Origin of the sequence: Synechococcus sp. 'PEA 65AY6A-5F PE A', from assembly GCF_047462575.1 — a bacterium.
In the GTDB taxonomy this organism is placed as follows: domain Bacteria; phylum Cyanobacteriota; class Cyanobacteriia; order Thermostichales; family Thermostichaceae; genus Thermostichus.
Map to the genome: position 1 here is coordinate 21,167 of NZ_JAOALE010000014.1, position 24,573 is coordinate 45,739.

Annotated in this window: 21 protein-coding genes; 11 read left to right on the top strand and 10 right to left on the bottom strand. The window is 57.8% G+C overall.

Annotated features, from left to right (window positions below; all coding sequences use genetic code 11):
- Both GG26_RS06560 and GG26_RS06565 read left to right on the top strand, forming a co-directional pair.
- Nucleotides 1–882 (top strand): hypothetical protein, encoded by an 882-nt coding sequence (locus GG26_RS06560; protein ID WP_099813051.1) that lies wholly within the window; start codon nucleotides 1–3, stop codon nucleotides 880–882.
- Between the two features lie 70 nt (nucleotides 883–952).
- The gene (locus GG26_RS06565) at nucleotides 953–1,810 is read left to right on the top strand and encodes an SDH family Clp fold serine proteinase (protein WP_414389510.1); all 858 of its coding nucleotides are present in this window, start codon (nucleotides 953–955) and stop codon (nucleotides 1,808–1,810) included.
- Here the strand turns inward: GG26_RS06565 and GG26_RS06570 are convergent.
- Nucleotides 1,807–2,526, bottom strand: coding sequence for a J domain-containing protein (locus GG26_RS06570; RefSeq protein WP_414389513.1), 720 nt, complete (start codon nucleotides 2,524–2,526; stop codon nucleotides 1,807–1,809). The genes GG26_RS06565 and GG26_RS06570 overlap by 4 nt on opposite strands.
- Nucleotides 2,527–2,573: 47 nt before the next feature.
- Here GG26_RS06570 and GG26_RS06575 point away from each other — a divergent pair, with 47 nt between their 5' ends.
- Nucleotides 2,574–2,852, top strand: a complete 279-nt coding sequence (locus tag GG26_RS06575) for a DUF3082 domain-containing protein (RefSeq protein WP_011430747.1) — start codon at nucleotides 2,574–2,576, stop codon at nucleotides 2,850–2,852.
- 239 nt (nucleotides 2,853–3,091) lie between these two features.
- Here the strand turns inward: GG26_RS06575 and GG26_RS06580 are convergent, their stop codons facing one another.
- Nucleotides 3,092–5,218 (bottom strand): transglycosylase SLT domain-containing protein, encoded by a 2,127-nt coding sequence (locus GG26_RS06580; RefSeq protein WP_099813053.1) that lies wholly within the window; start codon nucleotides 5,216–5,218, stop codon nucleotides 3,092–3,094.
- 67 nt (nucleotides 5,219–5,285) lie between these two features.
- Nucleotides 5,286–7,220: a S9 family peptidase gene (locus GG26_RS06585; RefSeq protein WP_414389516.1), complete on the bottom strand. Its 1,935-nt coding sequence runs from the start codon at nucleotides 7,218–7,220 to the stop codon at nucleotides 5,286–5,288.
- 397 nt (nucleotides 7,221–7,617) lie between these two features.
- Between GG26_RS06585 and urtA the strand changes: the two genes are divergently transcribed.
- From urtA to urtE, 5 genes are all read left to right on the top strand, one after another.
- Nucleotides 7,618–8,892 carry an urea ABC transporter substrate-binding protein gene (gene urtA / locus GG26_RS06590; protein WP_414389519.1) on the top strand — a complete coding sequence of 425 codons (1,275 nt, stop codon included), beginning with the start codon at nucleotides 7,618–7,620 and terminating at the stop codon, nucleotides 8,890–8,892.
- Nucleotides 8,893–8,996: 104 nt separating this feature from the next.
- Nucleotides 8,997–10,154 (top strand): urea ABC transporter permease subunit UrtB, encoded by a 1,158-nt coding sequence (gene urtB / locus GG26_RS06595; protein ID WP_414389522.1) that lies wholly within the window; start codon nucleotides 8,997–8,999, stop codon nucleotides 10,152–10,154.
- Nucleotides 10,155–10,157: 3 nt separating this feature from the next.
- On the top strand, nucleotides 10,158–11,366 hold the full coding sequence (gene urtC / locus GG26_RS06600; protein WP_414342394.1) for an urea ABC transporter permease subunit UrtC: 1,209 nt from the start codon (nucleotides 10,158–10,160) through the stop codon (nucleotides 11,364–11,366).
- Between the two features lie 170 nt (nucleotides 11,367–11,536).
- Nucleotides 11,537–12,304 carry an urea ABC transporter ATP-binding protein UrtD gene (urtD, locus tag GG26_RS06605; protein WP_414389525.1) on the top strand — a complete coding sequence of 256 codons (768 nt, stop codon included), beginning with the start codon at nucleotides 11,537–11,539 and terminating at the stop codon, nucleotides 12,302–12,304.
- A 34-nt stretch (nucleotides 12,305–12,338) separates the two neighbouring features.
- Complete coding sequence (urtE, locus tag GG26_RS06610; protein ID WP_011430740.1) at nucleotides 12,339–13,103, top strand: urea ABC transporter ATP-binding subunit UrtE; 765 nt, start codon at nucleotides 12,339–12,341, stop codon at nucleotides 13,101–13,103.
- 51 nt (nucleotides 13,104–13,154) lie between these two features.
- On the opposite strand, the gene GG26_RS06615 is transcribed toward urtE, so the two are convergent.
- Together GG26_RS06615 and GG26_RS06620 are read right to left on the bottom strand one after the other, a co-directional pair.
- Complete coding sequence (locus tag GG26_RS06615) at nucleotides 13,155–14,699, bottom strand: ABC transporter ATP-binding protein (RefSeq protein WP_099813057.1); 1,545 nt, start codon at nucleotides 14,697–14,699, stop codon at nucleotides 13,155–13,157.
- 59 nt (nucleotides 14,700–14,758) lie between these two features.
- On the bottom strand, nucleotides 14,759–15,454 hold the full coding sequence (locus tag GG26_RS06620) for a cysteine hydrolase family protein (protein WP_011430738.1): 696 nt from the start codon (nucleotides 15,452–15,454) through the stop codon (nucleotides 14,759–14,761).
- A gap of 191 nt (nucleotides 15,455–15,645) precedes the next feature.
- On the opposite strand from GG26_RS06620, the gene mnmH reads away from it, so the two are divergent.
- Complete coding sequence (gene mnmH / locus GG26_RS06625) at nucleotides 15,646–16,695, top strand: tRNA 2-selenouridine(34) synthase MnmH (RefSeq protein WP_099813058.1); 1,050 nt, start codon at nucleotides 15,646–15,648, stop codon at nucleotides 16,693–16,695.
- Nucleotides 16,696–16,771: 76 nt separating this feature from the next.
- Here the strand turns inward: mnmH and GG26_RS06630 are convergent, their stop codons facing one another.
- A complete protein-coding gene (locus GG26_RS06630) occupies nucleotides 16,772–17,806 on the bottom strand; it encodes an adenosine deaminase (protein WP_011430736.1) in 1,035 nt (344 codons plus the stop codon).
- A gap of 369 nt (nucleotides 17,807–18,175) precedes the next feature.
- Between GG26_RS06630 and GG26_RS06635 the strand changes: the two genes are divergently transcribed.
- On the top strand, nucleotides 18,176–19,783 hold the full coding sequence (locus GG26_RS06635) for an NAD(P)H-quinone oxidoreductase subunit 4 (RefSeq protein WP_011430735.1): 1,608 nt from the start codon (nucleotides 18,176–18,178) through the stop codon (nucleotides 19,781–19,783).
- 73 nt (nucleotides 19,784–19,856) lie between these two features.
- Here the strand turns inward: GG26_RS06635 and GG26_RS06640 are convergent, their stop codons facing one another.
- Together GG26_RS06640 and GG26_RS06645 are read right to left on the bottom strand one after the other, a co-directional pair.
- Nucleotides 19,857–20,498: a Uma2 family endonuclease gene (locus tag GG26_RS06640; protein ID WP_414389532.1), complete on the bottom strand. Its 642-nt coding sequence runs from the start codon at nucleotides 20,496–20,498 to the stop codon at nucleotides 19,857–19,859.
- A gap of 43 nt (nucleotides 20,499–20,541) precedes the next feature.
- A complete protein-coding gene (locus GG26_RS06645; protein WP_414389535.1) occupies nucleotides 20,542–21,282 on the bottom strand; it encodes a rhomboid family intramembrane serine protease in 741 nt (246 codons plus the stop codon).
- 160 nt (nucleotides 21,283–21,442) lie between these two features.
- Here GG26_RS06645 and GG26_RS06650 point away from each other — a divergent pair, with 160 nt between their 5' ends.
- Nucleotides 21,443–22,117: a response regulator transcription factor gene (locus GG26_RS06650; RefSeq protein WP_011430732.1), complete on the top strand. Its 675-nt coding sequence runs from the start codon at nucleotides 21,443–21,445 to the stop codon at nucleotides 22,115–22,117.
- 5 nt (nucleotides 22,118–22,122) lie between these two features.
- Here GG26_RS06650 and GG26_RS06655 read toward each other — a convergent pair whose 3' ends face one another.
- Both GG26_RS06655 and GG26_RS06660 read right to left on the bottom strand, forming a co-directional pair.
- Nucleotides 22,123–23,310 carry a GNAT family N-acetyltransferase gene (locus tag GG26_RS06655; protein ID WP_011430731.1) on the bottom strand — a complete coding sequence of 396 codons (1,188 nt, stop codon included), beginning with the start codon at nucleotides 23,308–23,310 and terminating at the stop codon, nucleotides 22,123–22,125.
- Between the two features lie 176 nt (nucleotides 23,311–23,486).
- A complete protein-coding gene (locus GG26_RS06660) occupies nucleotides 23,487–24,545 on the bottom strand; it encodes an ATP-grasp domain-containing protein (RefSeq protein ID WP_011430730.1) in 1,059 nt (352 codons plus the stop codon).
- Nucleotides 24,546–24,573 lie beyond the last annotated feature (28 nt).

A 24,573-nucleotide genomic window follows, 5' to 3' on the forward strand; every position in this document is an offset into this window, starting at 1 on the left:
ATGGTCTTGCCGACGCTGCGGATCCCTCAGTTGCTGCTGTTTGTGGAGGCGGCCAGCTTGCTGCAGGACACCAGCCAGGTTCTCTTACAGGCCGGTCAGGCGACGGCGGATTTGCCAGAGGTGATTGCGGAAGCGCAAGCGCGGGCGGAAGCCCAATTGCAAACCCTTGGGATCCCGGCAGAGTTGCGGGCGCAGGCCCGAGGGATCCTGAGGCTGACTTCGCCGCCGCAGGTGCTGGCCTACCTGCAGGATTTGTTGGACAGGGGATCCGGCCCCGATTTGGAAGCCTTTTTGGAGCAGGCGGGATCCGGCTCTACCCTGTTGCGCTTTCCGCCCCTGTTGGTGGGGGCTGTGGCTTTGCAGGTGTTGCTGGAGCGGCTGGATTTTTCTCCGCAAGAGAAAGCTGTGTTGCAAGCCCAACGGGATCAATGGGAACAGGCCCTGGCAGAATTGGCCGCTCGCCACAAGGTTTCCCCAGAGCCGCTGCGGGCTGCTGCGGAGACAGCGCTGCGGGCTGCCTCAGCAGAAGAGCTGCTGCAACTGGGGCAGGATCTCTTTCAAGATCTCCAGGATCTCGCCGGGGCCGATTCTGAGCCGGAAGCCGAGTCTCAGGTGGAGCTGGCGGGGCCTCTGGTGTTCCTGATGGTGGCCGATCACCTGTTGGCCCAGACAGAGCATCCCCTCACCCCGGAGCAGCGGCTGGACTTACAAATCAACCGCGCCGAGGCAGAAAGCCGCCTTTTGGCCATGCAAAAGCTGGGCCGTCTTGAAAACTTGGCGGAGCAGCGGGCTTACATTCGCTCCTGGATTAACCAAACTTCTGTACCGGATTTGCTGCGGGCCTTGGATCGCTTTTTTGCGGCGTCTGAACCCAACGCGTGAGGCCTGCAGATCACCAGAGGTTCCGTATCCTCTATGCTGGAGGCAAAGGGATCCCGCTTGAGGCGCGAAAGTGGACTGGGGCAGCCTATTTTGGATTTTTTTGATCTTCAGCTCGTTGCAACCCCTGTTGAACCGTCGCGCCCAGGAGTTTCGCCGTTTGTTGGCGATCCGGGAGTTGGAGCAGAAGCGGGGCAGCCGGGTGATTTTGCTCATCCACCGCCAGGAGTCGATTAGTTTTTTGGGGATCCCGGTTTCCCGCTACATCAGCATCGAGGACTCCGAACAGGTATTGCGGGCGATTCGCCTTACCCCACCCAATACCCCGATTGATTTGATTTTGCATACCCCCGGTGGCCTGGTGCTGGCCACGGAGCAAATTGCCCGCGCCCTGATCCGCCATCCGGCCAAAGTGACGGTCTTCGTGCCTCACTACGCCATGTCGGGGGGGACAATGCTGGCCCTGGCCGCCGATGAAATCGTCATGGATGCCAATGCAGTCCTGGGGCCGGTGGATCCGCAGTTGGGGGGGTATGCTGCCGCCAGTATTCTGCAGGTGGTGGCGGATAAACCCATTGCCGAAATCGACGACCAAACCCTGATCCTGGCGGATCTGGCCCGCAAAGCAATGCAACAGGTGCAGAACTTCGTGCGGGATCTCTTGAAGGACGATGTGCCCAAGCGCAAAATTGCCCCTGAACGGATCGAGCCCCTCATCCAGTACCTAACCAGCGGACAAGTTACCCACGACTACCCGATTACGGCTGAAGAAGCGCGGGAGCTGGGCCTGCCCATCTCCACCGAGTTGCCGCCCCAGATCTACGCCCTGATGGACTTGTACCCCCAGGCCAGCATGGGCCGTCCTTCCGTGCAGTACATTCCCACCCCCTACGATTCCCGCCCCTCTCCACCCGGCGGCGGGTCTCGCTAGGGCGAACTCTGGGCGTAGGTGTCTATGGCTTCTCGACGCAACCCTTCCGCCCGCCGAAACAGCTCTTGCCCAGTGTGCAGGTGGCGATCGTCAAAGTTCAGCGGGAAATAGCTCAGCTCCTCCAGGGCATCTTCCAAGTGGTTGAGGGCATAGTAGAGGCGAGAAGCCACCCCCCCTAGGCTGCTGGGATTGGGAAGGCGGCGAAAGATCTGCTGAGCTTGGGCCAGTTTCTGGCTACACTCTTCCAAATAGGTGGCGAAGGACTCCAACAGGTCGGGATCAAAAGGATCTGCCGCTAAGGCATTTAACTGCGGCTTGAGAGAAGACAGTAAAGGCCCCAAAACTCGGTTCAGAGGAGTGTAGACCTGCCGAATCCAGGCTTCGCGGGCAATAGCCTCCTGGCTGACCGTCTCCGAGGGGGAGCCCGTCGGCTGAGGGTGGCGCGAGGCCCAGCTAGCGCGCAGTTGTCGGTCGTACTCGCGGCGGGCTTGCGGATCCTTGAGCACCGCGTAGGCGGCGTTGATCTGGCGAATGCGTTCAGCAGCAGCCCCGTCTTTTTTGGCCAGCAGGCTGTCGGGATGGTGGTACTTGACCAAACGGCGATAGGCAGACTTGATCTCCGCTGCCGTCGCCAGCACCGAAACCCCCAACACTTCGTAGTGGGAAACTGCTTCAGACCCGCTCCCCATCATTTCGTTCTCAGGACAAACGCTCATATTGTACCTGGAGCCTACAATAAGGGTGAGTTTTCCGGTGCTGCCCCATGCCGTCCTCCCCCCATCCCCTCAGCGCCCTCTTGGGGGCTGCCTTTGCTGCCAGTTTGGGCTATGGGTTCCTACAATTGCTGCTCTCGATGCTGGCCAAGTTGCCGCCCATCGACCTGGAAAGCGGATCCCTGGCGCGGGGGATCAGCATTCTGGTGCGCTACCTGCTGGTGGGATCCGTTTCCCTGATCGCCTTCATGTTTTTCATGGTGGGCTTGGGGCTGGCGGCCTACTCGGTGCAGTTGCTGGGGGAAAGGCTGACCTCCTCCCGACGCTAGCTCTAGAAGAGCTGTGAGCCTGCTGGCCAACAGATCGCGCCGGAGGCTACCCTCCAGCCTCTCGCTCAGGTTGGACACTAGTTTGACCAAAACCTTGGCGGCGCAGGCCCCGCGCCCTCTTTCATCCCTCCGTATACGGGGGGGAAAGAAGGAGGCGTGCGGTGGCAATCTCACCGGTACGTCTGCGTAGCTCGCGATGAGCAAGAAAGAATTCCCGCCCCTTGGGGCTGGGGAGAACGTCAATCATTTGACAGGTGCGGTTGCAGGCGCTGGCTGACCAAGGTGCGCCCCTCTTGGGTGTAGAGCTGCCAGTAGTTCCAGTAGTTGCCAAAGACAGACTTGACATAGCCACGGGTTTCGGCGAAGGGGATCTGCTCCACAAATTCATCGGGATCCTCAAAGCCGAAGCGGCTCAGCCACCTGGCCACGTTGCCGGGGCCGCCGTTGTAGCTGGCCAGGGCCAGGAGGGTGTTGTCTTGGTAGGTGCGGTGGGTGTAGTCGAAGTACCAGGATCCCAGGTGAAGATTGTCGGCGGGGTTGGTGAGGCTGTACTGGGCTAGGCCGATTTTTTGGGCAATCCAGCGGCCGGTGGCAGGCATCACCTGCATCAGGCCCAGCGCTCCCGAGGCCGAGACGATCTCTGGCTCAAAGCGGGATTCCTGGCGGATCAGGGCCGCCACCATCAAGGGATTGAGGTTAAATTGCCGCGACCAGCGGGCCAGGCCGGGCTGGGCGTAGGGATCCCTTTCCCAGGTGTTTTCTGGGCTGGCGTAGTAGTGCAGCGGGTAGATGGCCTGCCAGAAATCCTGGCGCTGTCTCAGGGTCGGCAGCAGCGGGTCGGGCTCGGCGCTAAAGCGTAGGGCAGCCACCTGGTTGATGCCCCGCAGGTGCTCGCCGGCGTTGTTGCGCAAAATGCCGCTGGCAAAGCGCTCGGCCACGCTCATCTGGCCGGGATCCCGTTGCAGCAGAGCCATTTCCCCCTGCCAGCGCTCCCAGGCCAGTTGGCCAGCGCCAATGAGATGCAGGGTCTGGGTAGCCTCGGAAACGGCGGGCAAAGGTTGGCGAACGGGCTGAAAATCCACCTCAACCCTTTGGCGGCCGCTGGAGAAATCTCCTACTGGCCAGCCCAGTTGCGCCGCCGCCCGCCAGGCGTAGTAGGTGTGGGGAAACTGCCGCAGCACCTGCTGATAGGTTTGCCGCGCCGCAGCCACCTCCCCCAGCCGTTCCCGCCATTTGCCGGCCCAGTAGAGCAGTTGCGCCCCCATTTCCGTATCCCGCTGGGCCAAGCCAATCTGCTGGGCTAGAGCAATGGCTTGGCTGAGATTGCCCGTTTGCGCCTGGCGCCAAGCCACCGTCCAGGCGGCGGTGGCCGCGGCTTCGCTGACTGGGAAGCGCTCCCAAAGGGTCTGCCGCACCGCCTGGGCCGATTGCGGGCTGCCGTTGCGGTCATACAGTTGGCTGAGGCTGAGCAACGCTTCTGGAGCTTCTCTATCCGAGCCGGATCCCACCTGGCGAAGCAAGTCGATCGCCGTCGGCAGGTCGCTCAGTTCCGCCAAACGGCGGCGGGTGAGAGAAGCCTCTGGCCCATCGGGAAACTGTGCCAGCAGCGCTTGGTAAGCCGCTTTGGCCTGGGGAAACTCCCGCGAGATCTGGTGGCTGCGCCCCTGGCGGTAGAGATTGCGAGAGGTGGTGGGGGCACGCCCGTAGGCGCGGGCGGCTTTGCCGTACTCCCGCTGCTCCCAATAGGCATCGGCCAGGATCTGCCAATCGGAGGCCGTGAGGGATCCCTCTTGGGCTTGCCGCCAGCGATCCAGCAGCGGCGTTAACCCAGGGGTTTGCGGGTGGTGCAAGGCCAGATCCCGCAGCAGGTCATACCGGTCAGGATCCAGCTCCAGCAGGTGCTTGAGGGCGCGGGCCGTCAGGGGGTGGGTGGGAAATTGCCGCCGCAACTGATCCACCTGGCCCATTCCCCAGAGGGCGTAGGCGGCCACCGGGCTGTGGGGATACTCCTGCAAGATCTTGGGCCACCAGATCTGGCGGGCTGTTTCTCGATCCCCCAGCTTTTCATAAGCCTGAGCCCTGAGCTTCCAGATCTCGTCGGTGAGAACTGGCAGCTTTTCTTCCAAGCCCTGCAGGTGCTCCAGGGCCGCTTGCGCTTGGCCGGCCTGCAGGGCTTTGTAGGCGCGCAAAAAGGCGGCGCCAGAAGTCGAGCTCAGGGGTGCTGGAGGCGCCGCCGCCATCTCGACAGGTTCTGCCCAGGAGGAGGCGTAAAAGCCCCACAGGACGCCGCCCAGTACTCCGCCTGCTGCTAAGGTCGCGGCAAGCCATCGCCTCCAGAGTTGCCGGTGGCTTGTTCTGCTCTGCATGCCTCCCTTCCCCAGCGTCCTTGACTAGGATACCCAATGGGGAGGCGCTGAGCCAGGACAAGTAACCTCAACGAGGAGGAGGCCAGTTGGCAATGGGAACCGGCTCGATAAGCTCCGCCAAGGGAAACCCTAGGATCTGGGCGTAGAAATAAAGCTCTGCCTCCAAAGCCCGTTTGATGTTGGCCGCCTGGCGAAAGCCGTGTTGCTCTCCCTCGAAGGGCACATAGGCCACTGGGATCCCTTTGGCCTGCAGGGCAGCCACCATCCTCTCTGCTTGGTTGGGAGGGACGATGGCGTCCTCCAGGCCTTGAAAGAAGATAACGGGGCAGTTGAGACCCTCCAGGTGGTGGATGGGAGAGCGCTCCCGGTAGAGATCCCGCCGCTCCGGGTAGGGGCCAATTAAGCTGTCCAAGTAGTGGGACTCAAACTTGTGGGTCTCCTGGGCTAGGGCCTCTAGATCGCTCACCCCGTAGTAGCTGGCGCCGGCCTTGAAGACGGTGTGAAACGTCAGGGCCGCCAGGGTGGTGTAGCCGCCGGCGCTGCCGCCGCGAATGAGCAGCCGCTCCCCGTCCACCTTGCCCTGGGCTGCCAAGAATTGGGCCCCAGCGATGCAATCTTCCACGTCCACAAGGCCCCAGCGGCCCTTGAGGGCCTCCCGGTAGGCCCGCCCATAGCCGCTGCTGCCGCGGTAGTTGACATCCAAAACGGCAATCCCGCGGCTGGTCCAGTATTGGATCCCCAGGTCGAGCACGGCTGCCGTCGCCCCTGTGGGCCCACCGTGGCTTTTCACGAGCAGGGGCGGTTTTTCGCCGGCAGGGGCAACAAAGTCTCGGTTTTTGGGGGGATAGAAGAAGGCGTAGGCCACTGCCTTGCCGCCACCGGTGGGAAAAACAATGGGCTCTGGGATCGACAGATAGTCGGGATCCACCGCCACGCTGCTGGAACGGGCCACCACTTCCACCTGTCCAGAAGGCAAATCCAAACAAACCAAGGCTATGGCTTCCGTCGGGGATCCGGCCAGGAAAGCGGCTTTTTCCCCACTTACCTGCAGATTGTGGATCTCGGTGTAGGGCAAAGGGATCTCTTCCTGTTGCCCCGACTGGGGATCCAGGTAGGCCAAATGGCACAGACCCCCCTGTTGGTAGCAGGCCAGAATGCGCCCATCCCCAGCAAAGCCGTAGGTGCTCAGGCCAAACACCCACTGCGGCTCTCCAAACTCCGCTTCCATAGGGCAGAGGGGAATGGGGCCCTGGGGATCCCAGCGGTAGAGGTTCCACCAGCCGCTGCGGTCGGAAACAAAGTAGAGATCCCCCTGTGGCGACCACTGGGGCTGGAAAATCGACTCAGCCGGGCCGCCGGCCAGTTTTTGGGGTTCTCCCAAGCTGCCGTCAGGAGCCACTTCCGCTTGCCACAGCTCTGTGCCGTCCCAGGGCATCTGGGGGTGATCCCAGCTCAGCCAGACCAGCGTGCGGCCATCGGGGCTCAGCCGCGGGCTGGCATAGAAGTCGTGGCCCCTGGCCAGAACCTGCTGGGATCCGCTTTCTAGATCGATGGCGACCAGCGTATTTTCCGGCTCTCTCTGACGGCTGTGATCCTCGCGCACGCAGAGGATGCGTCGGAATGCCCTGTCCACCACCCCATCTGCATAGCGATAGGGGCCTGCTTCCGTCAGGGGCTGGGGATCTGAACCCGGCAGCAGGCGGTAGAGCCGTTGGTCAGCGAAGTTGCAAAAATACACTACCCCTGCCGACACCCAATAAGCTCCACCCCCATACTCATGCACCCGTGTCCGCACATTGAAAGGTGCCGGTGTCAGCTCCACCAGGATCCCGTCGGCAGAGCGCCGCATCAACACATTGCGCCCTTTTTCTTGCGGGCGGCCCTCCGTCCAGTAGAGCTCCCCCTGATCCCAAACCATCTGTCCCAAGCGCAGGGATCCCGTCACCACCAGGTCAGCGGTAATCGGGGATCGCCAAGATCCATAGCCAGCCTGTTGCACCATAAGCTGTTAACTCTCAACTAATTCTCGACCCCAGAACCCCTATTATGCCGGCAGCAAGGGATCCCTGCCTTTGCCTACAGCCTGTGGGGAAAGGGAGCCGAGAACAGGCTCGGATTCTGGGAAAAGGTATCCCGCGATACAATTCTCTCCGGGCTGAATGGGTTTGATGGAACACGTTAAGGCAACAGGGATGCACAACGCTTTCTCGACTGCAGGATTAGCCTTTTCCTCTGTTGATGTTGGGAAGGCATTCGGTGAAAGCCTCAGCCGACTGCAGTTGGGCAAATTTAACACATGGGCGAGGTGATGAGCTAGGTGCTTCCCTCTGTTGGCCGGGCTGCTGCAACAACTGGACTTCTTAACACCCTTTGCACTCACTTTGTTTCGGAGATCACCGATGGCTCTATCATTTAATCGTCGTCAAGTGCTGAAAATGGGCGCTCTGGCCGGAGCCGGGGCGGCCCTAGGGCCGCAGATCTGGGTGAAGCGATCCGTGCCCGCCTACGCCCAGGGAGAGACCATCCGCGTTGGCATTTTGCACTCCCTCAGCGGCACCATGGCCATTTCGGAAACCAGCGTGGTGGATGCGGAAAAGCTGGCTATCAAAGAGATCAATGCCGCCGGTGGGGTTTTGGGCAAGCAGATCGAGCCGATTATCGAGGATGGGGCTTCCGATTGGCCAACCTTTGCCGAGAAAGCCACCAAATTGATCGATGTGGACAAGGTGGCAACGGTGTTTGGATGCTGGACTTCGGCCAGTCGCAAAGCCGTGTTGCCGGTGTTTGAATCCAAGCAGCACCTGCTCTGGTATCCCGTGCAGTACGAAGGACAAGAGTGCTCCAAAAACATCTTCTACACCGGCGCTGCCCCCAACCAGCAGATCGAGCCTTCGGTGGAATGGCTGCTCAAGAACAAGGGCAAAGAGTTCTTCCTGGTGGGATCCGACTACGTGTTCCCCCGCACGGCCAACACCATCATCAAGGCCCAGTTGGAAGCCCTGGGGGGCAAAGTGGTGGGTGAAGACTATCTGCCTTTGGGCAGCACAGAAGTTACCCCCATCATCAGCAAGATCCGGGCCGCTCTTCCCAATGGCGGTGTGATCTACAACAGCTTGAACGGCGACAGCAACGTGGCCTTTTTCAAACAGTTGAAAGGGGCAGGGCTGGGGCCAGATCGCTATCCTTCCATGTCCGTCAGCATTGCCGAAGAAGAGGTACAGGCCATCGGCCCCGAATTCTTGGAAGGGCACTTCGCCGCCTGGAACTACTTTATGACGGTGGATACGCCTGCCAACAAGAAGTTTGTGGAGGCTTTCAAGGCAGAATACGGCCAAAACCGCGTCACCAACGACCCGATGGAAGCCGCCTACATCATGGTTTACATCTGGAAGCAGGCAGTGGAAAAAGCGGGAACAGTGGAAATCGACGCCGTGCGGCAGGCAGCCTATGGCCAGACCTTTGATGCCCCAGAAGGCTTGGTAACCATGAACACCAATCACCACCTGACCAAGTATGTGCGGATCGGCCAGGTGCGCTCTGACGGTTTGTTTGATGTCATCTTTTCTACGGATGCCGTGGAGCCGCAGCCCTGGAACCAGTTTGTGGCAGAGACCAAGGGTTTTGCCTGCGATTGGTCAGATCCGGCCAAGGGCGGTCGCTACAAAGTCAGCTAGTCCTGGCCAGGGCTGGGATCCCTTGCCGTTTGGATAGGGTCGGGGATCCCGCCTAGATGCTCGGTTAGCCTCCCTAGTTTAGTTTGAAGGAGGATCCCCTGCCCATGACCTTGCTCCTGGACAGCTTGTTCAACGGCATTAGCATTGGCACCGTCTTGCTAATAGCCGCTCTGGGCTTGGCCATTGTTTTCGGCCTCATGGGGGTCATCAACATGGCCCATGGGGAGCTGATGATGTTGGGGGCCTACACCACTTTTGTGGTTCAGAATGCCTTTCGTCCCCTAGGGGATCCCTGGCGGGATCTGTATATCTTCCCGGCTTTGGTGGCAGCCTTTGCCGTCACTGCTCTGGTAGGGTTGGCCTTGGAGCGGGGGGTGATTCGCTTTTTGTATGGCCGACCGCAGGAAACCCTTCTGGCCACTTGGGGTGTGAGCCTGATCCTGCAGCAGTTTGTGCGCAGCGTCAATTGGGTGCTGGCTTTCCGCTTGGGGGCCTTCGCGGTGCTCTTTTTTGGCGGCTGGTGGCTCTTGGCCAGGCGAACGGATTGGCCGCGCCTCAAAGGGTGGACGCTGGCGCTGCTACTGGTGCTTTCCACGGCAATTGCAGCGGTGGGGGGGCGGGTGCTGGCGCAAACCTATGCTTTGGCGGTTACCCAGCCTTGGTTCGGCGCCCAGAACAAAGACGTGACGGCTCCCCGGTGGCTGGGGGGTGGGATCCCGGTGGGCAACCTGTTTTTGCCCAATACCCGCCTGTTTATCATCGCCCTCACCATCCTCTGCATCCTGGGGCTGTACTTCTTCTTGCAACGCACCCGCTGGGGGCTGCGCATCCGGGCGGTTACCCAAAATCGGGCCATGAGCGCCTGTGTAGGGATCCCCACGCAAAAGGTGGATGCCCTTACCTTTGCCATCGGTTCGGGTCTGGCGGGAGTAGCCGGCGTGGCGGTCAGCCTGCTGGGATCCGTGGGGCCGAACACCGGCCAAAACTACATCGTGGATACCTTTATGGTGGTCGTCGTGGGGGGTGTCGGTAAGCTTTTGGGCAGCATTGTGGCAGCGCTTGGGATCGGGATTGCCAACTTTGTCATCGGCTCAGGGACGCTGGCTTTGATTTTTCCCAACGTGCCCATCCTGACCGATACCCTCAACTTTTTTGCCACCACGAGCATGGCCAAGGTGATGGTCTTTGCTTTGATCGTGGCCTTTTTGCAGGTGCGACCTCGGGGCCTTTTCCCCGAAAAAGGTCGTATGGTGGATGCCTAGGGAATGATCTCGCTTGGCGAAAACTCTAGGACCAGACTCTCCATCTTCTACTCCCTCACAAAGCCCATGAAACTGGTTCATTCCCCCCGTGCTGATCATGAAGTGGCTGCTCCCGCCGCGGGTGGGGATCCCAATTCTTCTCGCAAGCTTCTGTGGGAGGCCGGGATCCTCATCGTTTTGGTGCTGGCCTTGATCTTTGTGGCCCCAACTGTGCTGTCTGGCTTTCGGCTCAACTTGTTGGGGCGGTTTCTGGCCCTCAGCATTGTAGCTTTGGGGATCGACCTCATCTGGGGCTATACCGGCATGCTCAGCCTGGGGCATGGGGTGTTCTTTGCCTTGGGGGGCTACGCTCTGGGGATGCACCTGAAATTGCAATTGCCGGAAGGTCAGATACCGGAGTTTTTCAGCCTCTACGGGGTAACGGAATTGCCCTGGTTTTGGTATCCCTTTTATTCGTTTCCGTTTACGGCTGTTGCTGTGGTCTTGATTCCGGCTTTGGTGGCGGCAGCCCTGGGGTATTTGGTGGTGAGAAATCGCATCCGAGGGGTTTATTTTTCCATTTTAACTCAGGCCACCACGATCATTTTCTTTAACTTCTTCAACGGCCAACAGCGCTTAATCAACGGCACCAACGGCCTGACCAACTTCCAGACTTTGTTTGGCCTAGATGTCAACTCGTCCGAAATGCGCTTTGCTGTCTATGTCACTACAGTTCTGGCGGTGGTTTTGGCTTACCTTCTCTGTCGTTGGCTCACCAGCGGCTTATTCGGTCGGATCCTGGTAGCCATTCGAGATGACGAGCCGCGGGTTCGTTTTTCCGGCTACGATCCCACCGGCTTTAAAGTTCTGGTGTTTGCCGTGTCTGCTGCCCTGGCAGGCATTGCCGGAGCTTTGTTTACCTTGCAAACTGGGATCATCTCTCCCAATGCGATGGCCGTTCCCTTTTCCATTGAGATGGTAATCTGGGTGGCGGTGGGCGGTCGGGCCAGTTTGGTGGGGGCGGTGCTGGGGGCTCTGTTGGTTAACTTTGCCAAGAGCTTGCTGAGCGAAAATTTTCCGGAGATTTGGCTGTTTTTCCAGGGGGGATTGTTCCTGTTGGTGGTGCTGGTGCTGCCGGATGGACTGGTGGGTTGGGTGCGCACCCAAGGCAGGCAACTTTGGGTCACCGTTCAGCTTTGGCGCAGGCGTTTGGCAAATACTTCTCCAGCCTAAATCTGGCTTTCTCTTGAGGATGTCAGTTATGTGCAAGATATAAGTTTAAGGTAAGAGGATTCCATGGGTGAGCCAGCGATGCCAAGTTTCCTCTCCTATTTGATGGGTTTATTTGATGGGTTGAGAATCCGGTTTGACCTTTGGCCTTTCCGTTCTTGGATGTGATCCCTATGCTCACTGCAGCTCCCACCGCTACCCGACAAATTTTACAAACTCAGGATCTCACCGTCAGCTTTGATGGCTTCAAGGCTTTAGATGGGTTGAACTTCTCTCTGGAGGAAGGGGAGCTGCGGGTGGTCATCGGTCCCAATGGGGCGGGTAAGACTACATTTCTCGATGTGCTGACGGGCAAGGTTAAGCCTACTCGAGGCCGGGTGCTGTTTAAAGGAAAAGATCTGACCAAGCTCAAGGAACATGAGATCTCGATTTTGGGTGTTGGGCGCAAGTTTCAGACGCCGCGGGTCTATCAAAACTTGAGCGTGCGAGAAAACTTGGAGCTATCCCTCAACCCTGACAAAAGGGTTTTTTCCACCCTATTGGGCAAAAAGCATCTGCGAGAAAAAACGGATGCTCTTTTGGAAACCATTGGCCTCAGCCGTAAGGATCGGGTTCCGGCAGGGCTGCTTTCCCACGGAGAAAAGCAATGGCTGGAGATCGGCATGGTGATTGCTCAAGATCCGGATTTGCTGCTGCTGGATGAATGCGTGGCCGGGATGACGGACAAAGAAACAGAAGCTACAGGAGAGTTAATTCAATCCTTAGCCCAAAGCCACACCATTTTGGTGATCGAACATGACATGGTGTTTGTCCGGCAAATTGCCCGCAAGGTTACCGTTTTACACCAAGGCTCGGTGCTGTGCGAAGGTACCTTTGAGGATGTGAAAAACGACCCGCGAGTGATTGAGGTCTATCTCGGATCCCACAAGGGGAAAAACTAAGCAAAGAGGCTATAGTTCTGTATCTAATCGACTCATGCGCAGGCCTATGAATACGGAAAACGCGACCGCAACACAAAACTTATCCCGAGATGGATCCGGGCCTCTCCTGGAGGTCTCCAACTTGAGGGTTTACTATGGTCAGAGTTTAATTGTGAAGGATCTCTCTTTTAAGATCTTTCCCGGCCAAGCGGTTTGCCTTCTGGGCCGCAATGGTATGGGCAAAACTACCACACTTAAAGCCCTGATGGGACTTCTGAAAGATTGCACAGGCAAAATTGCTTTTGAGGGCCGTCCTATCAACCATTACCCTCCCAATTGGCGAGCCCGCGCCGGTATTGGCTATGTGCCCCAAGGTCGAGAGATATTTCCCCGCCTAACGGTTGAGGAAAACCTGCTGGTGGGGCTAGAAGCGGCACCGGACAGAGAACGGATCATACCTGAGTTTGTCTATGACCTATTCCCAATTCTGCGTTCTTTTCTTAAACGGCTGGGTGGGGATTTGAGCGGTGGGCAGCAGCAGCAACTGGCCATCGCCAGAGCTTTGGTGGCAGAGCCCAAACTTTTGCTCCTGGATGAGCCTACAGAAGGGATCCAGCCCTCTATCATTATCGAGATTGAAGAAGCCATCAGCCGCATTCAAAAGGAGCGGGGCGTTTCGGTGTTGCTGGTGGAGCAGTATTTTGAGTTTGCCCAAAGTCTGGCCGATTACTTTTATCTTATGGAAAATGGATCCCTTATCATGGAGGGGCAGACCAACCAGATGGATGAAGAAAAAGTTCGGGCTCACCTCTCCATTTGAGGGGAAGCCATGTCATATTCACTGCTGATTACTTACCAAATCACTTAATGCTTAATGTCCGCCCATCTTGTGGCCAACTTCTTTGAGATCCACGCTGCTGATAGGACTTTCATAGACGATCCGACCGCCCGCCATCACCAGCAAACGATCGGAGAGCTTGAGAAGCTCGTCCAGATCTTCGCTGATCAGCAAGACGGCAACTCCTCGGTTACGAGCATCCACAATCTGCGAGTGAATGTAATCTACTGCCGCAAAGTCCAGACCAAAACAAGGATTGGCGGCGATCAAAATTTGTGGATCTCCGGCGAGTTCCCGTGCCAAAATGGCTCGCTGGACATTACCCCCCGACAGGTGGCTGATGGGAGTTTGGGCTGAAGGCGTTTTCACCTTAAATTGCTCGATTAACGCGCGGGCATAGCGCCAAATCTCTTGCCAGATCAACATCCAACCTTTGGCCATAGGATCCCGGTCATAACGACGCAGGGCCAAGTTTTCGCCAACGCTCATGTTGGGGATCGAGGCATTTCTCAGAGGTTCCTCCGGCAAACAGCAAACCCGGTGGCGCACCATTTCTGCGCGGGTGGCCCTGTACAGTTGCCCGTTGATCTTGATCTGCCCGGCTGTAGCCATCCGCTGCCCGGCCAAGACTTCCATCAACTCCCGCTGGCCGTTGCCGGAAACGCCGGCAATTCCCACAATCTCACCTCCATGAACAGTCAGGGTCACCCCCCGCACAGCGGGCAAGCCATTGTCCTTGTCAGCCTGGATCCCTTCAATTTCCAGCAGAGGGGATCCCCCTTTGACCAAGGCTTTCTCCAACTGGATCTGCACCTGTTGCCGGCCCAGCATCATTTCGGCCATTTCTGCTGTGGATAAATCTTTCACTTGTCCATGGCCGGCCACCTTCCCACGTCGCAACACCGTCACCTCATCGGCAAAGGCATTCACCTCGCGAAACTTGTGGGTAATGAGCAATACACTCAGGTCGCCAGCTTCCACCGAACGACGCACAAGGCCCAAGACTTCGTCGGCTTCCTCTGGCGTGAGCACAGAAGTAGGCTCGTCCAAGATCAGGATCTTGGTGTTCAAATAAAGCTGCTTGAGGATCTCGACCTTCTGCTTTTCTCCTGCCGATAGTTCGGAAACAAAAGCCCGCAAGTTGACTTGGAAAGGGGCTGTTTCCATAAAATCTGCCAGCTTTTTTTCCTCTTCTTTCCAGTCAATCACCAAAGGCAAATCTGGGCGGGCCAAGACCAAGTTTTCCGCCACAGTCATGGCGGGTACAGAGGTGAAATGTTGGTACACCATGCCAATGCCGTAGTGATAGGCATCCCGTGGGCTGTGGATGGCACGAGCTCGTTTATCAATGCAAACATCGCCAGAGTCAGCATGATAAAAGCCCATCACGCACTTGACGAGGGTGCTTTTCCCGGCTCCGTTTTCCCCAAGTAAGGCATGAAGGGATCCCGGCTTGAGTTTCATCGAGACGTGGTCTAGGGCCAACAGGGATCCAAATCGCTTGGTGAGGTTGACGACCTCCAGTTCCGGGGGGGCTTTCCGTGCTGTTGAGATTTCAGTTTGGGCAGTGGTAGTCATGGTTGGTCAAGATCTCCTGGTTTGGGTGTCTCACGTAAACACACGTAAAGAAACGAGGTCTAGTCGGTTTTGAGTTCCTGAAGTACTGCTATCAGGGCACCTGAATCGGCAACTGCCCCGAAAACCCCCCCTTGCATCTGGATCATCTTCAGAGCAGCGAGATAATTTCCGTAGTCTGTGGCACCTGTGCAATCGGATAGCAACAAACATTCATAGCCCCGGTCGTTGGCTTCTCGCATGGTGGTGTGGACGCATACATCGGTGGTGATGCCCGTCAAGATCAGGTTTTGGATGCCTTTGCGCCTCAGGATTAAGTCCAGATCGGTGGCATAGAAAGCGCCTTTGCCCGGCTTGTCGATGATCACCTCCCCTGGCAGAGGAGCCAGTTCCGGGATAATTTCCCAGCCGGGTTCTCCTCGCACCAGGATGCGCCCACAGGGACCGGGATCCCCAATGCCTGCCCCAATGCGTTGACTGCGCCAGCGCTTGTTTTCCGGCAAATCTGATAGATCGGGGCGATGGCCTTCGCGGGTATGCACGATGAAAAAACCCAGGGCTCGCATTGCCGCCAAAACCCGTCGGATCGGCTCTATGGGGGCACGGGTGAGGGAAATGTCGTAGCCCATTTTGTCTACATAGCCACCTACCCCGCAGAAATCGGTCTGCATATCGATGACGATCAGGGCGGTGTTCTCAGGCCGTAAGTCACCGTTGTAGGGATAGGGGTAAGGTTCTGCCGCAATATAGGATCCCATAGCACCTCTGGCAAATCAATTCAATAAAGAGCAAAGAAAGAGCAAAAGCCCAATCAAGAGGGATATCCAACCCAAGCCTTCGGGTCACCCTGCGCTTGACCTCGGCTCTCCCAAGTTAAAGCTGGGGCGGTGAGCCTTGGCCAGAACCCTGCCAAGATAGAACACAGCTTACCATTTCCATCCACAGGTTTGTGTCTCCTCCGATTCACTTCACTGCAGAGCCCTGGCTGCACACCTACAGCGAGATTATCGATGTGCGCTCGCCGGCAGAGTTTGCCGAAGACCATTGGCCGGGGGCCATCAACTTGCCCGTGCTCGACGATGCAGAACGGGCAGAGGTGGGCACCCTCTACAGGCAAGTGGATCCCTTTACAGCCCGCAAGCGGGGGGCCAGCCTGGTGGCCCAGAACATCGCCCGCCATTTGCAGACCCACTTTGCCGACAAGGGCCGGGACTACCACCCCCTCATCTACTGTTGGCGGGGCGGGCAGCGCTCGGCCAGTCTGGCGCTGGTGTTGTCCCAGGTGGGCTGGCAGGTAACCGTCTTGCAAGGGGGGTACAAAACCTACCGCGCCTGGGTGCGCCGACAACTGCAGACTTTGCCCCAGGAGTTTACCTACCGAGTGCTCTGCGGGCCAACAGGGAGCGGCAAAACCCAGTTGCTTCACCATCTGCGCCAACAGGGATCCCAAGTTCTCGATCTGGAAAAGCTGGCCTGTCACCGGGGATCCCTCCTGGGGGCCGAGTGGGGGGTGCCACAGCCCAGTCAGAAGAGCTTTGAAAGTCAACTGGTGCAGGTTTTTCTCCAGTGGGATCCCGCCAAGCCAGTCTGGGTAGAAGCTGAGAGTGCCAAAGTGGGCCAGCTCCATCTGCCGCCTGCCCTTTGGCAAGCCCTTACCCAAGCCGACTGTGTCGAAGTGCAGTTGCCTCTAGAGGAGCGGGTGAAGGGGTTAATCGCCCACTATCCCCACTGGATTGCTCACCCCCAAGCGCTGAAGGAAAAATTGCTGCCTCTGAAGTCCCGTCTTGGCCAGGCCCGCCTGCAGCGTTGGTTTGAGCTGATCGACGCCCAAGACTGGCCGCAGTTTGTGCAGGAGTTGCTGGAGCAGCACTACGACCCCACCTATCGCCACGGCCTGCAGCAACACTTTAACCGTATCCGCGCTCGCCTTGAGCTGCCTGACCTCTCCGAGAGCAGCCTACAGGAGGCCGCTGTCCGACTCAGGGGGATGTCGTTTTGACCTGCGCCAGCCCTCGCCGGGCAAGCGCGACCAAGTCTGGCGGCGGAAATGTCAAGCAAAGTCCTGTTTGCCCCTCTCAGAGGGGAACTAGGGACTTCGAGGCTGACTGCTGCAGCTCCGACAGCAACGAGGCGGGGTGCTCCTTGTAGGGCCAGGCAAAAGCGTGACGAAAAGCCGCCTCCTGACAGCGCTTGAGCTGGTCGAAATCGATAATGTCGTGCGTGAGCAAGTTTTCGTACTCAAACGGCAGGCGCACGTTGTGCAGGCCGGCGTTGTCGGTGCAGATGGCGATATCTACCCCCGCGTCAAAGCAGCGGTCGAAGACGATTTTGAGGGGCTCCAAGCTGGGCAGCGTCCCCGTCTTCAGGTAAGTGGTGGGACAGACCTCCAGGCATTGGCCGCGCCGCGCCAGCTCTGGCAGCAGCTCTGGGTAGTGGAGAGGGATCTGGATCCCGTGGCCAATCCGCGAGACATAGGGCAGCAGCTCTGGGTAACAGCCATCCAAAGTCTCATAGAGATGGGCAGTGGTTTTGAGGCCACGGGCCAGGGCATATTTGAACAGCTCAATCCACTCGTCCATGCGTTCGCCGTAGGCCTTATCTCCCCCCGCCAGGTCGATGGCAGACACGTATTCGGACTCGGCGGCGGCCTCCACCATGGCGCGGTTGATATGGCTGGGCAGGCGTGAATGCAAACAGACGATCTGGGTGGTGACGATGGGATATTCCCGCTGCTGGCTGGCTTGCCCTACCGTTTCGATAACTTGGCGCATCTGCTTGAGGCGATCCGCCTCGTCCAAGCTGGGATCTGTGCGCAGATAGGGGGTGTAGCGAATCTCTAGATAGGCCAAATCCTCAAAAACATAGGCCCCCCGCAGCAGACGGTAGATGAAATAAGGTAAGCTTTCCAGGGTTTGCACCTGTTCCACTAGCGTGTGCAGCTCCAAGTAATCTTCAAGGGTGTTGCGCGGGCGGGTGTAGAACTCCTCAAACTCGGCGTAGTCAGGAAAGCGTGCTGCCAGAGGGGATCCCTGACGATGCAGGTAGCGCCACAAAATCCTAGGAACGACCGAACCGCCTAGGTGGCGGTGTAACTCCGCATGCAGTGCCATACTTCAAAGCTTCCCCCAGAGGCTCCCCTCACCGCCCGCCAAGGGCGGACCTGGCTTGGTTGTTAAGTACTATTTCTACTGTTATCCAACAGCGGCAGTCCTGTCCAGGCGCAATTGCGCAGGGTCGGCTAGCCGAGGGCCAGGTGATGAGGTTTCTAATAGCCAGGTTTGATGACCAGGTCAATGCTTGAGTCCTGGTCGAGCCCGGCCAGGGATCCCGGCAAACTAGGTAAAGAGCCTTAAGATAGTTCTGGAGGTTTGCTGAGCAGAGATACTCAGGAGCGATTCTGGTAAAAGGCTGTTGGCTGTAGCCGACGGCAATCCCCCTGGAAGGGTGTGGTATGAACTTAGCGTAACGAGGTTATCTTCATGGCGCTGCCCAGCTTGCACGAGTTTCCCTGGCTGACCACGGTCATCGTCTATCCGGTGGTGGCCGCCCTCTTCATCCCCTTGATCCCGGCGCCCGCTGGGGATCCCACTACCCGCGTCTACGCGCAAAAGTTGGCAGAACGGGTTCGCTGGTTTGCCCTCTTCATCGCGGTTACCGACCTGCTCATTTTGCTGGCTGGCTTCTATGTCGGCTATGACCCCAGCCAGACAAGCTTACAACTGCTGGAGCGCTACACCTGGGTGCCGCAGGTGGGGCTGAGCTGGTCGGTGGGGGCCGATGGCCTTTCCATGCCGCTGATCCTGCTCACGGCTTTTGTGACCACGCTTGCCATCTTGGCCGCCTGGCCGGTCACCCTCAAGCCGCGCCTGTTTTATTTTCTGATGTTGGCCATGTACGGCGGGCAGATCGGGGTGTTCGCCGTGCAGGACATGTTGCTGTTCTTCCTGATGTGGGAGCTGGAGCTGATCCCGGTGTATTTGCTCCTCTCCATTTGGGGGGGGTACAACCGCCTCTATGCGGCCACCAAGTTCATCCTCTACACCGCCCTCAGCTCCCTGTTTATCCTGGTGGCAGGCCTGGCCATGGCCTTCTACGGGGATCCCATCAGCTTTGACATGACGGATCTGGCCCACAAGGCCTATCCGCTGAGCTTCCAATTGCTGCTGTATGGGGCCTTCCTCATCGCCTACGGGGTGAAGCTGCCCGTCTTCCCTTTGCACACCTGGCTGCCCGATGCCCACGGCGAAGCCACGGCGCCGGTTCACATGTTGCTGGCCGGGATCTTGCTTAAGATGGGGGGCTATGCCCTGATGCGCATGAATGTGGGCATGCTGCCGGATGCCCACCTCTACTTTGCGCCGGTGCTGATCGTGCTGGGGGTGGTGAACATCATCTTTGCCGCCCTCACCTCCTTTGCCCAGCGCAACCTCAAGCGCAAGATCGCCTACTCTTCCATCAGCCACATGGGCTTTGTCCTCATCGGGATCGGATCCCTGACCGAAATCGGCATGAGCGGCGCCATGCTGCAGATGATCTCCCACGGGCTGATCGGGGCCAGCCTGTTCTTCTTGGTGGGGGCCACCTACGACCGCACCCACACGCTGGAGCTGGAGGAAATGGGCGGCGTCGGCCTGAAGATGCCCAAGATTTTCTCCATGTTCACCGCTTGCTCGCTGGCCTCTCTGGCTCTGCCGGGGATGAGCGGCTTTGTGGCGGAGCTGATGGTGTTCATCGGCATGGCCACCACCGATGCCTACTCCCTCCCCTTCCGGCTGGTGGTGGTCTTTCTGGCGGCGGTTGGGGTGATCCTGACTCCTATCTACCTGCTGTCGATGTTGCGGCAGATCTTCTTTGGCCCGGAAAACAAAGAGCTGACCGAACACGAGGAACTGGTGGATGCCGAGCCGCGGGAGGTGTTCATCATCGCCTGCCTGCTGATCCCCATCATCGGCATTGGGCTCTATCCCAAGCTGGTCACTAGCCTCTACGACCAGTCCACCAATGCCCTGGTGGCGCTGCTGCGCCAAGAACTCTCCTCTATTGGAGCGACGGTTGCCCAAGCTCCTGCTCTCTACAGCGCCGACTGAAATGGAGGCGAGGGAGGCTGGGGCAGCTTGTCAGCAAGGCGTGCCACTGGTCCAGCCGGTCTCGGCTTTTTTCTCACTGGGCACCGGAAGGGCTGGGGTTAGGCGAGTGCCCCGCCTGTGTATCTCCGCTGTGCTTGCCGCTCTCGTCAGCTCGAACCCGCATCCAACCAAACAACGTTTCGACCGTCAGTTGGATCCCTTGGGCAAACGCGGGAACGGGGATCAGCTCTTGCGGATCCTCATGCACGGTTGGCTGCTGTCCGGCAGGGTAGGCGAAAACGAGCCTTTCTTCGGGAGCTACGATCCACCCCATCTGGCAGCCGTGGGCCAAGCCGATCAAGATTTTTTTGACCAGCTTCACTTGGTTTTGATCGGGAGAGAGAATCTCGATCACCCAATCAGGGCAGAAAGGTATGAGGTTTTGAATAGTGCCGTCTTCATCCACAGGAATCCGCTCCCAGACGATCACAGCAATGTCGGGCACAATTGCATATCCGGCGAAGGTGCAGCGTAGCTCTGGAAAGGCCATCCCTAGTTGAGGAGGCTCCAACAGCTCGTTGATGAAGCTGCCCAGTTTTAGTTGGAGACGGCTATGTTTTGCTTGTGGCGTCGGTTTTTGGGTAATTTCTCCCTCCATGAACTCGCTAGGAGGCTCAGTTTCCGGCTGCTGTAGAAACTCCTCCAGAGTTAAAGACTTGGCAGGTAGACTGACCATGCTTTTTTCCTCGCAAGTTGCCTTTGGAATCTGACAGTCAGAGCTACAGATCTAAGTCTGGGTAGTGCTGCTGCTGGCGGTCATAGGGGCTTTTGCCAGCAAACAGCCCCATCAAGGGCCCCAAGATGAGGCCAAACACAAAACCTCCGGCATGGGCCCAGTAGGCGATCCCTCCCCCCTCCATGCCAATATTGATAGGAGTCTGCAGGCTAGCAATGCCATAAAATGCCTGTTGCACAAACCAAAAGCCCAAAAACACCCAGGCAGGAACATAGACGGTTGTGGTAAAAAGGCCCAGGGGCACCAAAGTCAGGATCTCAGCCTGGGGAAACCGCAGGATGTAGGCTCCCAACACCCCCGCAATAGCCCCACTTGCCCCCAGCGAAGGGATGGCGGACTCCATATCGAAAAACCACTGAGTTAGGGCGGCCAAGGCTCCACAAGTTAGGTAAAAAATGAGGTAGCGCACATGGCCCAGGCGATCCTCGACGTTGTTGCCGAAGACCCACAAAAAGAGCATGTTGCCGCCAAGATGCAAAAAGCCCCCGTGCAAAAATTGCGAGGTAAATAGCGTTACCCATTCGGGGCGCAGCGAAGAGGTGGCCTCCCCCCGAAAGCTGGCCGTCAGTTCCGCTGGCACCACTGCCCACTCTCGGAAGAAAGCCGCCAGCTCTTGCGGTGATAGGGTAAGCTCATACACAAAAACCAGGATGTTGATAAGCACCAAAGCATAGGTAACGTAGGCAGTGCGGGTGGTTGGGTTGCGATCTTGCAGGGGTACCACAGTCGGGATCCGGTTAACATCACCCTCTAGCCTACCCTGCTGCGCCTTCTCAGGCCCAACTTGGGGCTACACTAGGGTAGTTTGTCGGTGGGATCCCTAAACTGCAAAGGGGTTTTGGCCGTCCCCCCGCAGCCGACGCTGGATTTGGAGGAGTGGATCGATGTTTGAGGTCGAGAGCCGAACTGCCCCGCTCAAGTTCTTGATTGTCGAGGATCATCCCGAGGTCGCCCAAAACAATTGCGAATGGCTGCAACGGCTTGCAGCCGATGCTCAGTGCATCACAGTCTCCAACCCGATGGACGCCATCCTGCGCCTGCAGCGGGAACAGCCGGACTTGGTAGTAGCCGACTTGCTCTACGGCCAAACCAGCGGCGAACAGTCTGCCGAGCCGGGCCTAGAGTTCTTGCGCCATATTTTCGAGAACTACCCCACCCTGAACGTGATGGTTTATTCCAGCGAGCCGCTGCTGCTAACTCCCCTGGTGGGCCTAATCAGCAAGCACCAGGGCGGATTTGCCGCCGTCAACAAAATGGAGCGGCGCAGTGTCTTCTTGGAAGGAGCCAAAAGTGCCCTCAATGGGGAATTGCGCATGCCGCGAGAGTTGCGCGGCTTAACAAAGCTGACGGAGCGGGAAATCGAGGTCTTGAACCTGCTCTGCAAAGAGGCCCTCACCGACCAGGCCATCGCCGACCGCATTCACACGAGCAAAAAAACCGTACAAAACTGTATTCAAAGGCTCAAAGAGAAACTGGATATCTTTGGCTCTGAAGATGAGATCAACGCTCGCGTTGCCATGTGTATGGCAGCCGTTCAGAAAAAGCTTATCCAGTGGTAGTTCATTTAACCTCGCGTAAGAGTAGACAGAGAGGGTAGAATATCTTCTCGAAAGGGAACCTCGTTTTGATTTACCCTCTCCAGCTCAGCCAACATGAGAGGGTTGACGCGATTCAGATAGGGGATTAGCACCTGCTTTAGCCTGGGGCGGTAGAAACGGTGGTAGCTATACACGGGAGTGGCTGGAAATCCCCGCCGAATCTTGTGGGATCCTCCAGCTCCGGGATCAAAGTTGCGGATCCCTTCGCGGATGGCTAGGGCAATCGGCTCGTAGTAGCACACATTAAAGTGCAAGAACTTCACCTCTTCTCGGCAGCCCCAGTAGCGCCCAAAGAGGCGATCCCCTTTGCGGACGCAAAAAGACATCCCCACAATTTCTGTATTTCGTTCCCCGGCCACCAGCACCAGCCGCTGCCGGTAGTTGGGATAGAGAGATTCGAAAAAGCGGCGGTTGAGATATTTGCTCCAGTTCCAAAATTGGGCGCAGGTGTTGCTGTAAAAGTCGTACATGAGAGAGAGAAGGCGCGGCGTGATCTCCTCTCCGGTGTAGATCTTGAGTTCTATGCCGCTTTTTTCCATGGCGGCCCGCTCTCGCTTGATGTTGCGCCGCTGGTTGGCGTTGAACTGGCTCAAAAAGTCTTCGTAAGAGCGATAGCCGGGATTGTGCCACTGGTAGTTGTGGGTAATTCGGGGAGTCAATCCATCGGCCTCCAGTTGGGCCCGCCAGTCTAAGTCCACATAGAGCAGGCTGAACAGCGAAATATCATTGTCCTGGCAGAAGCGATCGATAGCAGCCAGCATCGACGGCCACACCTCTGCTTCCGAGTAGTCGGGATGGACGAGAATGCGATAGCCGGTGGCCGGCGTAAAAGGGGCCATGCCGATCAGCTTGGGGTAGTAGCGTTCTCCCAGTTGGTTGGCAACCGCAGCCCACTCTTGGTCGAAGACAAATTCGCCCTGGCTATGGCTTTTCAAATACAAGGGGGCAGCGGCGATGAGTTGCCCATCCGACTCCACCAACAGGTGACAGGGCAACCACCCCGTGTTGCGGCTGGCACAGCCGGAGGCTTCTAGGCTGTGCAGCCACTCGTACTCCAAAAAAGGAGAGGTGCGCTCCGTCTGCAGCGCTTGCCAGGCAGATGCTGGGATCCCGCGAATATCGTGGCACCAGCGCAATTTCAAACCGGTTGACATTTGCCTGTCCGGATAGACCAACTTGCCCTGCCGCGGCTGGGAGGGGATCCCCCCTCTAAGCTCAACCTAGGATGGAATCCCTGCGCCTCAAGGGTCCCATAGACGAAAGCCAGGCAACTGCTCTTTGCCCAGCCCAAAGCTTTCCCAGCGCTAGACCGTGCTTTTGTTAAGTTATTTTATTCGGGATCCCTGGGCTCGTAGTAGCGGTTGGCCAGCTCGAGAGCCATCTGAAACTTCTGCTCACGGGTGAGGTCGGCTCGCCGGGCGATCTGGGCAAAGCGGTTGACGTCTGGGGGCAAGAAGTCGAAAGGACGCTGTTCCCGCACAATATCTACGACCAAATCGCAAAGGGCCTGCTGGTAATCGTTGTAAAAAATTTCTCCCAAAGCCTTGAGGCGGCCATCGGGCACCGGATTGTTAAAGTCAATGGCCTGTAGCTCCCCTTGTTCGTCGATAAACAGCTCCACCGAGTTCATTTCATAGCCCAACGCCCGATTGATGATCCGGCAGGTGTCGATAACTTTTTTGCCCATCTCCGGCGTGAGAAACTCTGGATCGAACAGATATTCGCTGGCATCGAACTTGCGAAAGATGTATTTAATTGGGATGATCTTTCGGCCAATACAGAGAGCGCGAATCTGCCAGGGATAAGGACTTTTAACCTTCTCCTGGAGCATCATCACCTGGGATCCGGAGCGGTCGTAAAAGTAGAGAAGCTGCTCCATGTTGTAGGCGATTTCGACTCCGATGGCCTCCCGTCCCTCTGCCGGCTTGATCACGATTGGCCAGCCGAGATCTTCTGCCATCCCCTGCCAATCGAAGAACTTGTGATACTTAAAATCTTCGGCTTTCAAAGCTGGGGCCTCCTTGGGGGGCAGAATGTAAGTCTTGGGGATGGAGATCCCCAGCTCTTTGACCACCATGTAGGCGGCATCTTTGTTGCGCAGGTAGTAGTAAAAGCTGAAGGGGTTGTTGATGATGTACACCCCCCTGAAGGCAAAGCCCATGAACAGGCCGATGGCCTGGGGGTAAAGGTAGCTGAAGCGGTCTAGGATGAGGCGGTACTTGGTGCGGTAATCCAGGTTCACCTCGTGAATGGTGACATGTTCCGCCCGGATCTTGTAGGCTTGGCCGTTGCGGGCTTGAATGGGGGGAAGGGCGTTGAGACGGGCCAGGGTGTCGTCCCCAAAAGGCTCGCTGAAGTGCAGGCTGCCAACCCAGTAGTCTTCGATCATCCAGGCTCTCTCATCAAAAGCTCTCTGA

Bases quoted from the DNA above. Each gene is read 5' to 3' on its own strand.
- GG26_RS06560 (WP_099813051.1), top strand. From the start codon at position 1: ATGGTCTTGCCGACGCTGCGGATCCCTCAGTTGCTGCTGTTTGTGGAG.
- GG26_RS06570 (WP_414389513.1), bottom strand. From the start codon at position 2,526: ATGAGCGTTTGTCCTGAGAACGAAATGATGGGGAGCGGGTCTGAAGCA.
- GG26_RS06575 (WP_011430747.1), top strand. From the start codon at position 2,574: ATGCCGTCCTCCCCCCATCCCCTCAGCGCCCTCTTGGGGGCTGCCTTT.
- GG26_RS06580 (WP_099813053.1), bottom strand. From the start codon at position 5,218: ATGCAGAGCAGAACAAGCCACCGGCAACTCTGGAGGCGATGGCTTGCC.
- GG26_RS06585 (WP_414389516.1), bottom strand. From the start codon at position 7,220: ATGGTGCAACAGGCTGGCTATGGATCTTGGCGATCCCCGATTACCGCT.
- urtA (WP_414389519.1), top strand. From the start codon at position 7,618: ATGGCTCTATCATTTAATCGTCGTCAAGTGCTGAAAATGGGCGCTCTG.
- urtB (WP_414389522.1), top strand. From the start codon at position 8,997: ATGACCTTGCTCCTGGACAGCTTGTTCAACGGCATTAGCATTGGCACC.
- urtC (WP_414342394.1), top strand. From the start codon at position 10,158: ATGATCTCGCTTGGCGAAAACTCTAGGACCAGACTCTCCATCTTCTAC.
- urtD (WP_414389525.1), top strand. From the start codon at position 11,537: ATGCTCACTGCAGCTCCCACCGCTACCCGACAAATTTTACAAACTCAG.
- urtE (WP_011430740.1), top strand. From the start codon at position 12,339: ATGCGCAGGCCTATGAATACGGAAAACGCGACCGCAACACAAAACTTA.
- GG26_RS06615 (WP_099813057.1), bottom strand. From the start codon at position 14,699: ATGACTACCACTGCCCAAACTGAAATCTCAACAGCACGGAAAGCCCCC.
- GG26_RS06620 (WP_011430738.1), bottom strand. From the start codon at position 15,454: ATGGGATCCTATATTGCGGCAGAACCTTACCCCTATCCCTACAACGGT.
- GG26_RS06630 (WP_011430736.1), bottom strand. From the start codon at position 17,806: ATGGCACTGCATGCGGAGTTACACCGCCACCTAGGCGGTTCGGTCGTT.
- GG26_RS06635 (WP_011430735.1), top strand. From the start codon at position 18,176: ATGGCGCTGCCCAGCTTGCACGAGTTTCCCTGGCTGACCACGGTCATC.
- GG26_RS06640 (WP_414389532.1), bottom strand. From the start codon at position 20,498: ATGGTCAGTCTACCTGCCAAGTCTTTAACTCTGGAGGAGTTTCTACAG.
- GG26_RS06650 (WP_011430732.1), top strand. From the start codon at position 21,443: ATGTTTGAGGTCGAGAGCCGAACTGCCCCGCTCAAGTTCTTGATTGTC.
- GG26_RS06655 (WP_011430731.1), bottom strand. From the start codon at position 23,310: ATGTCAACCGGTTTGAAATTGCGCTGGTGCCACGATATTCGCGGGATC.
- GG26_RS06660 (WP_011430730.1), bottom strand. From the start codon at position 24,545: ATGATCGAAGACTACTGGGTTGGCAGCCTGCACTTCAGCGAGCCTTTT.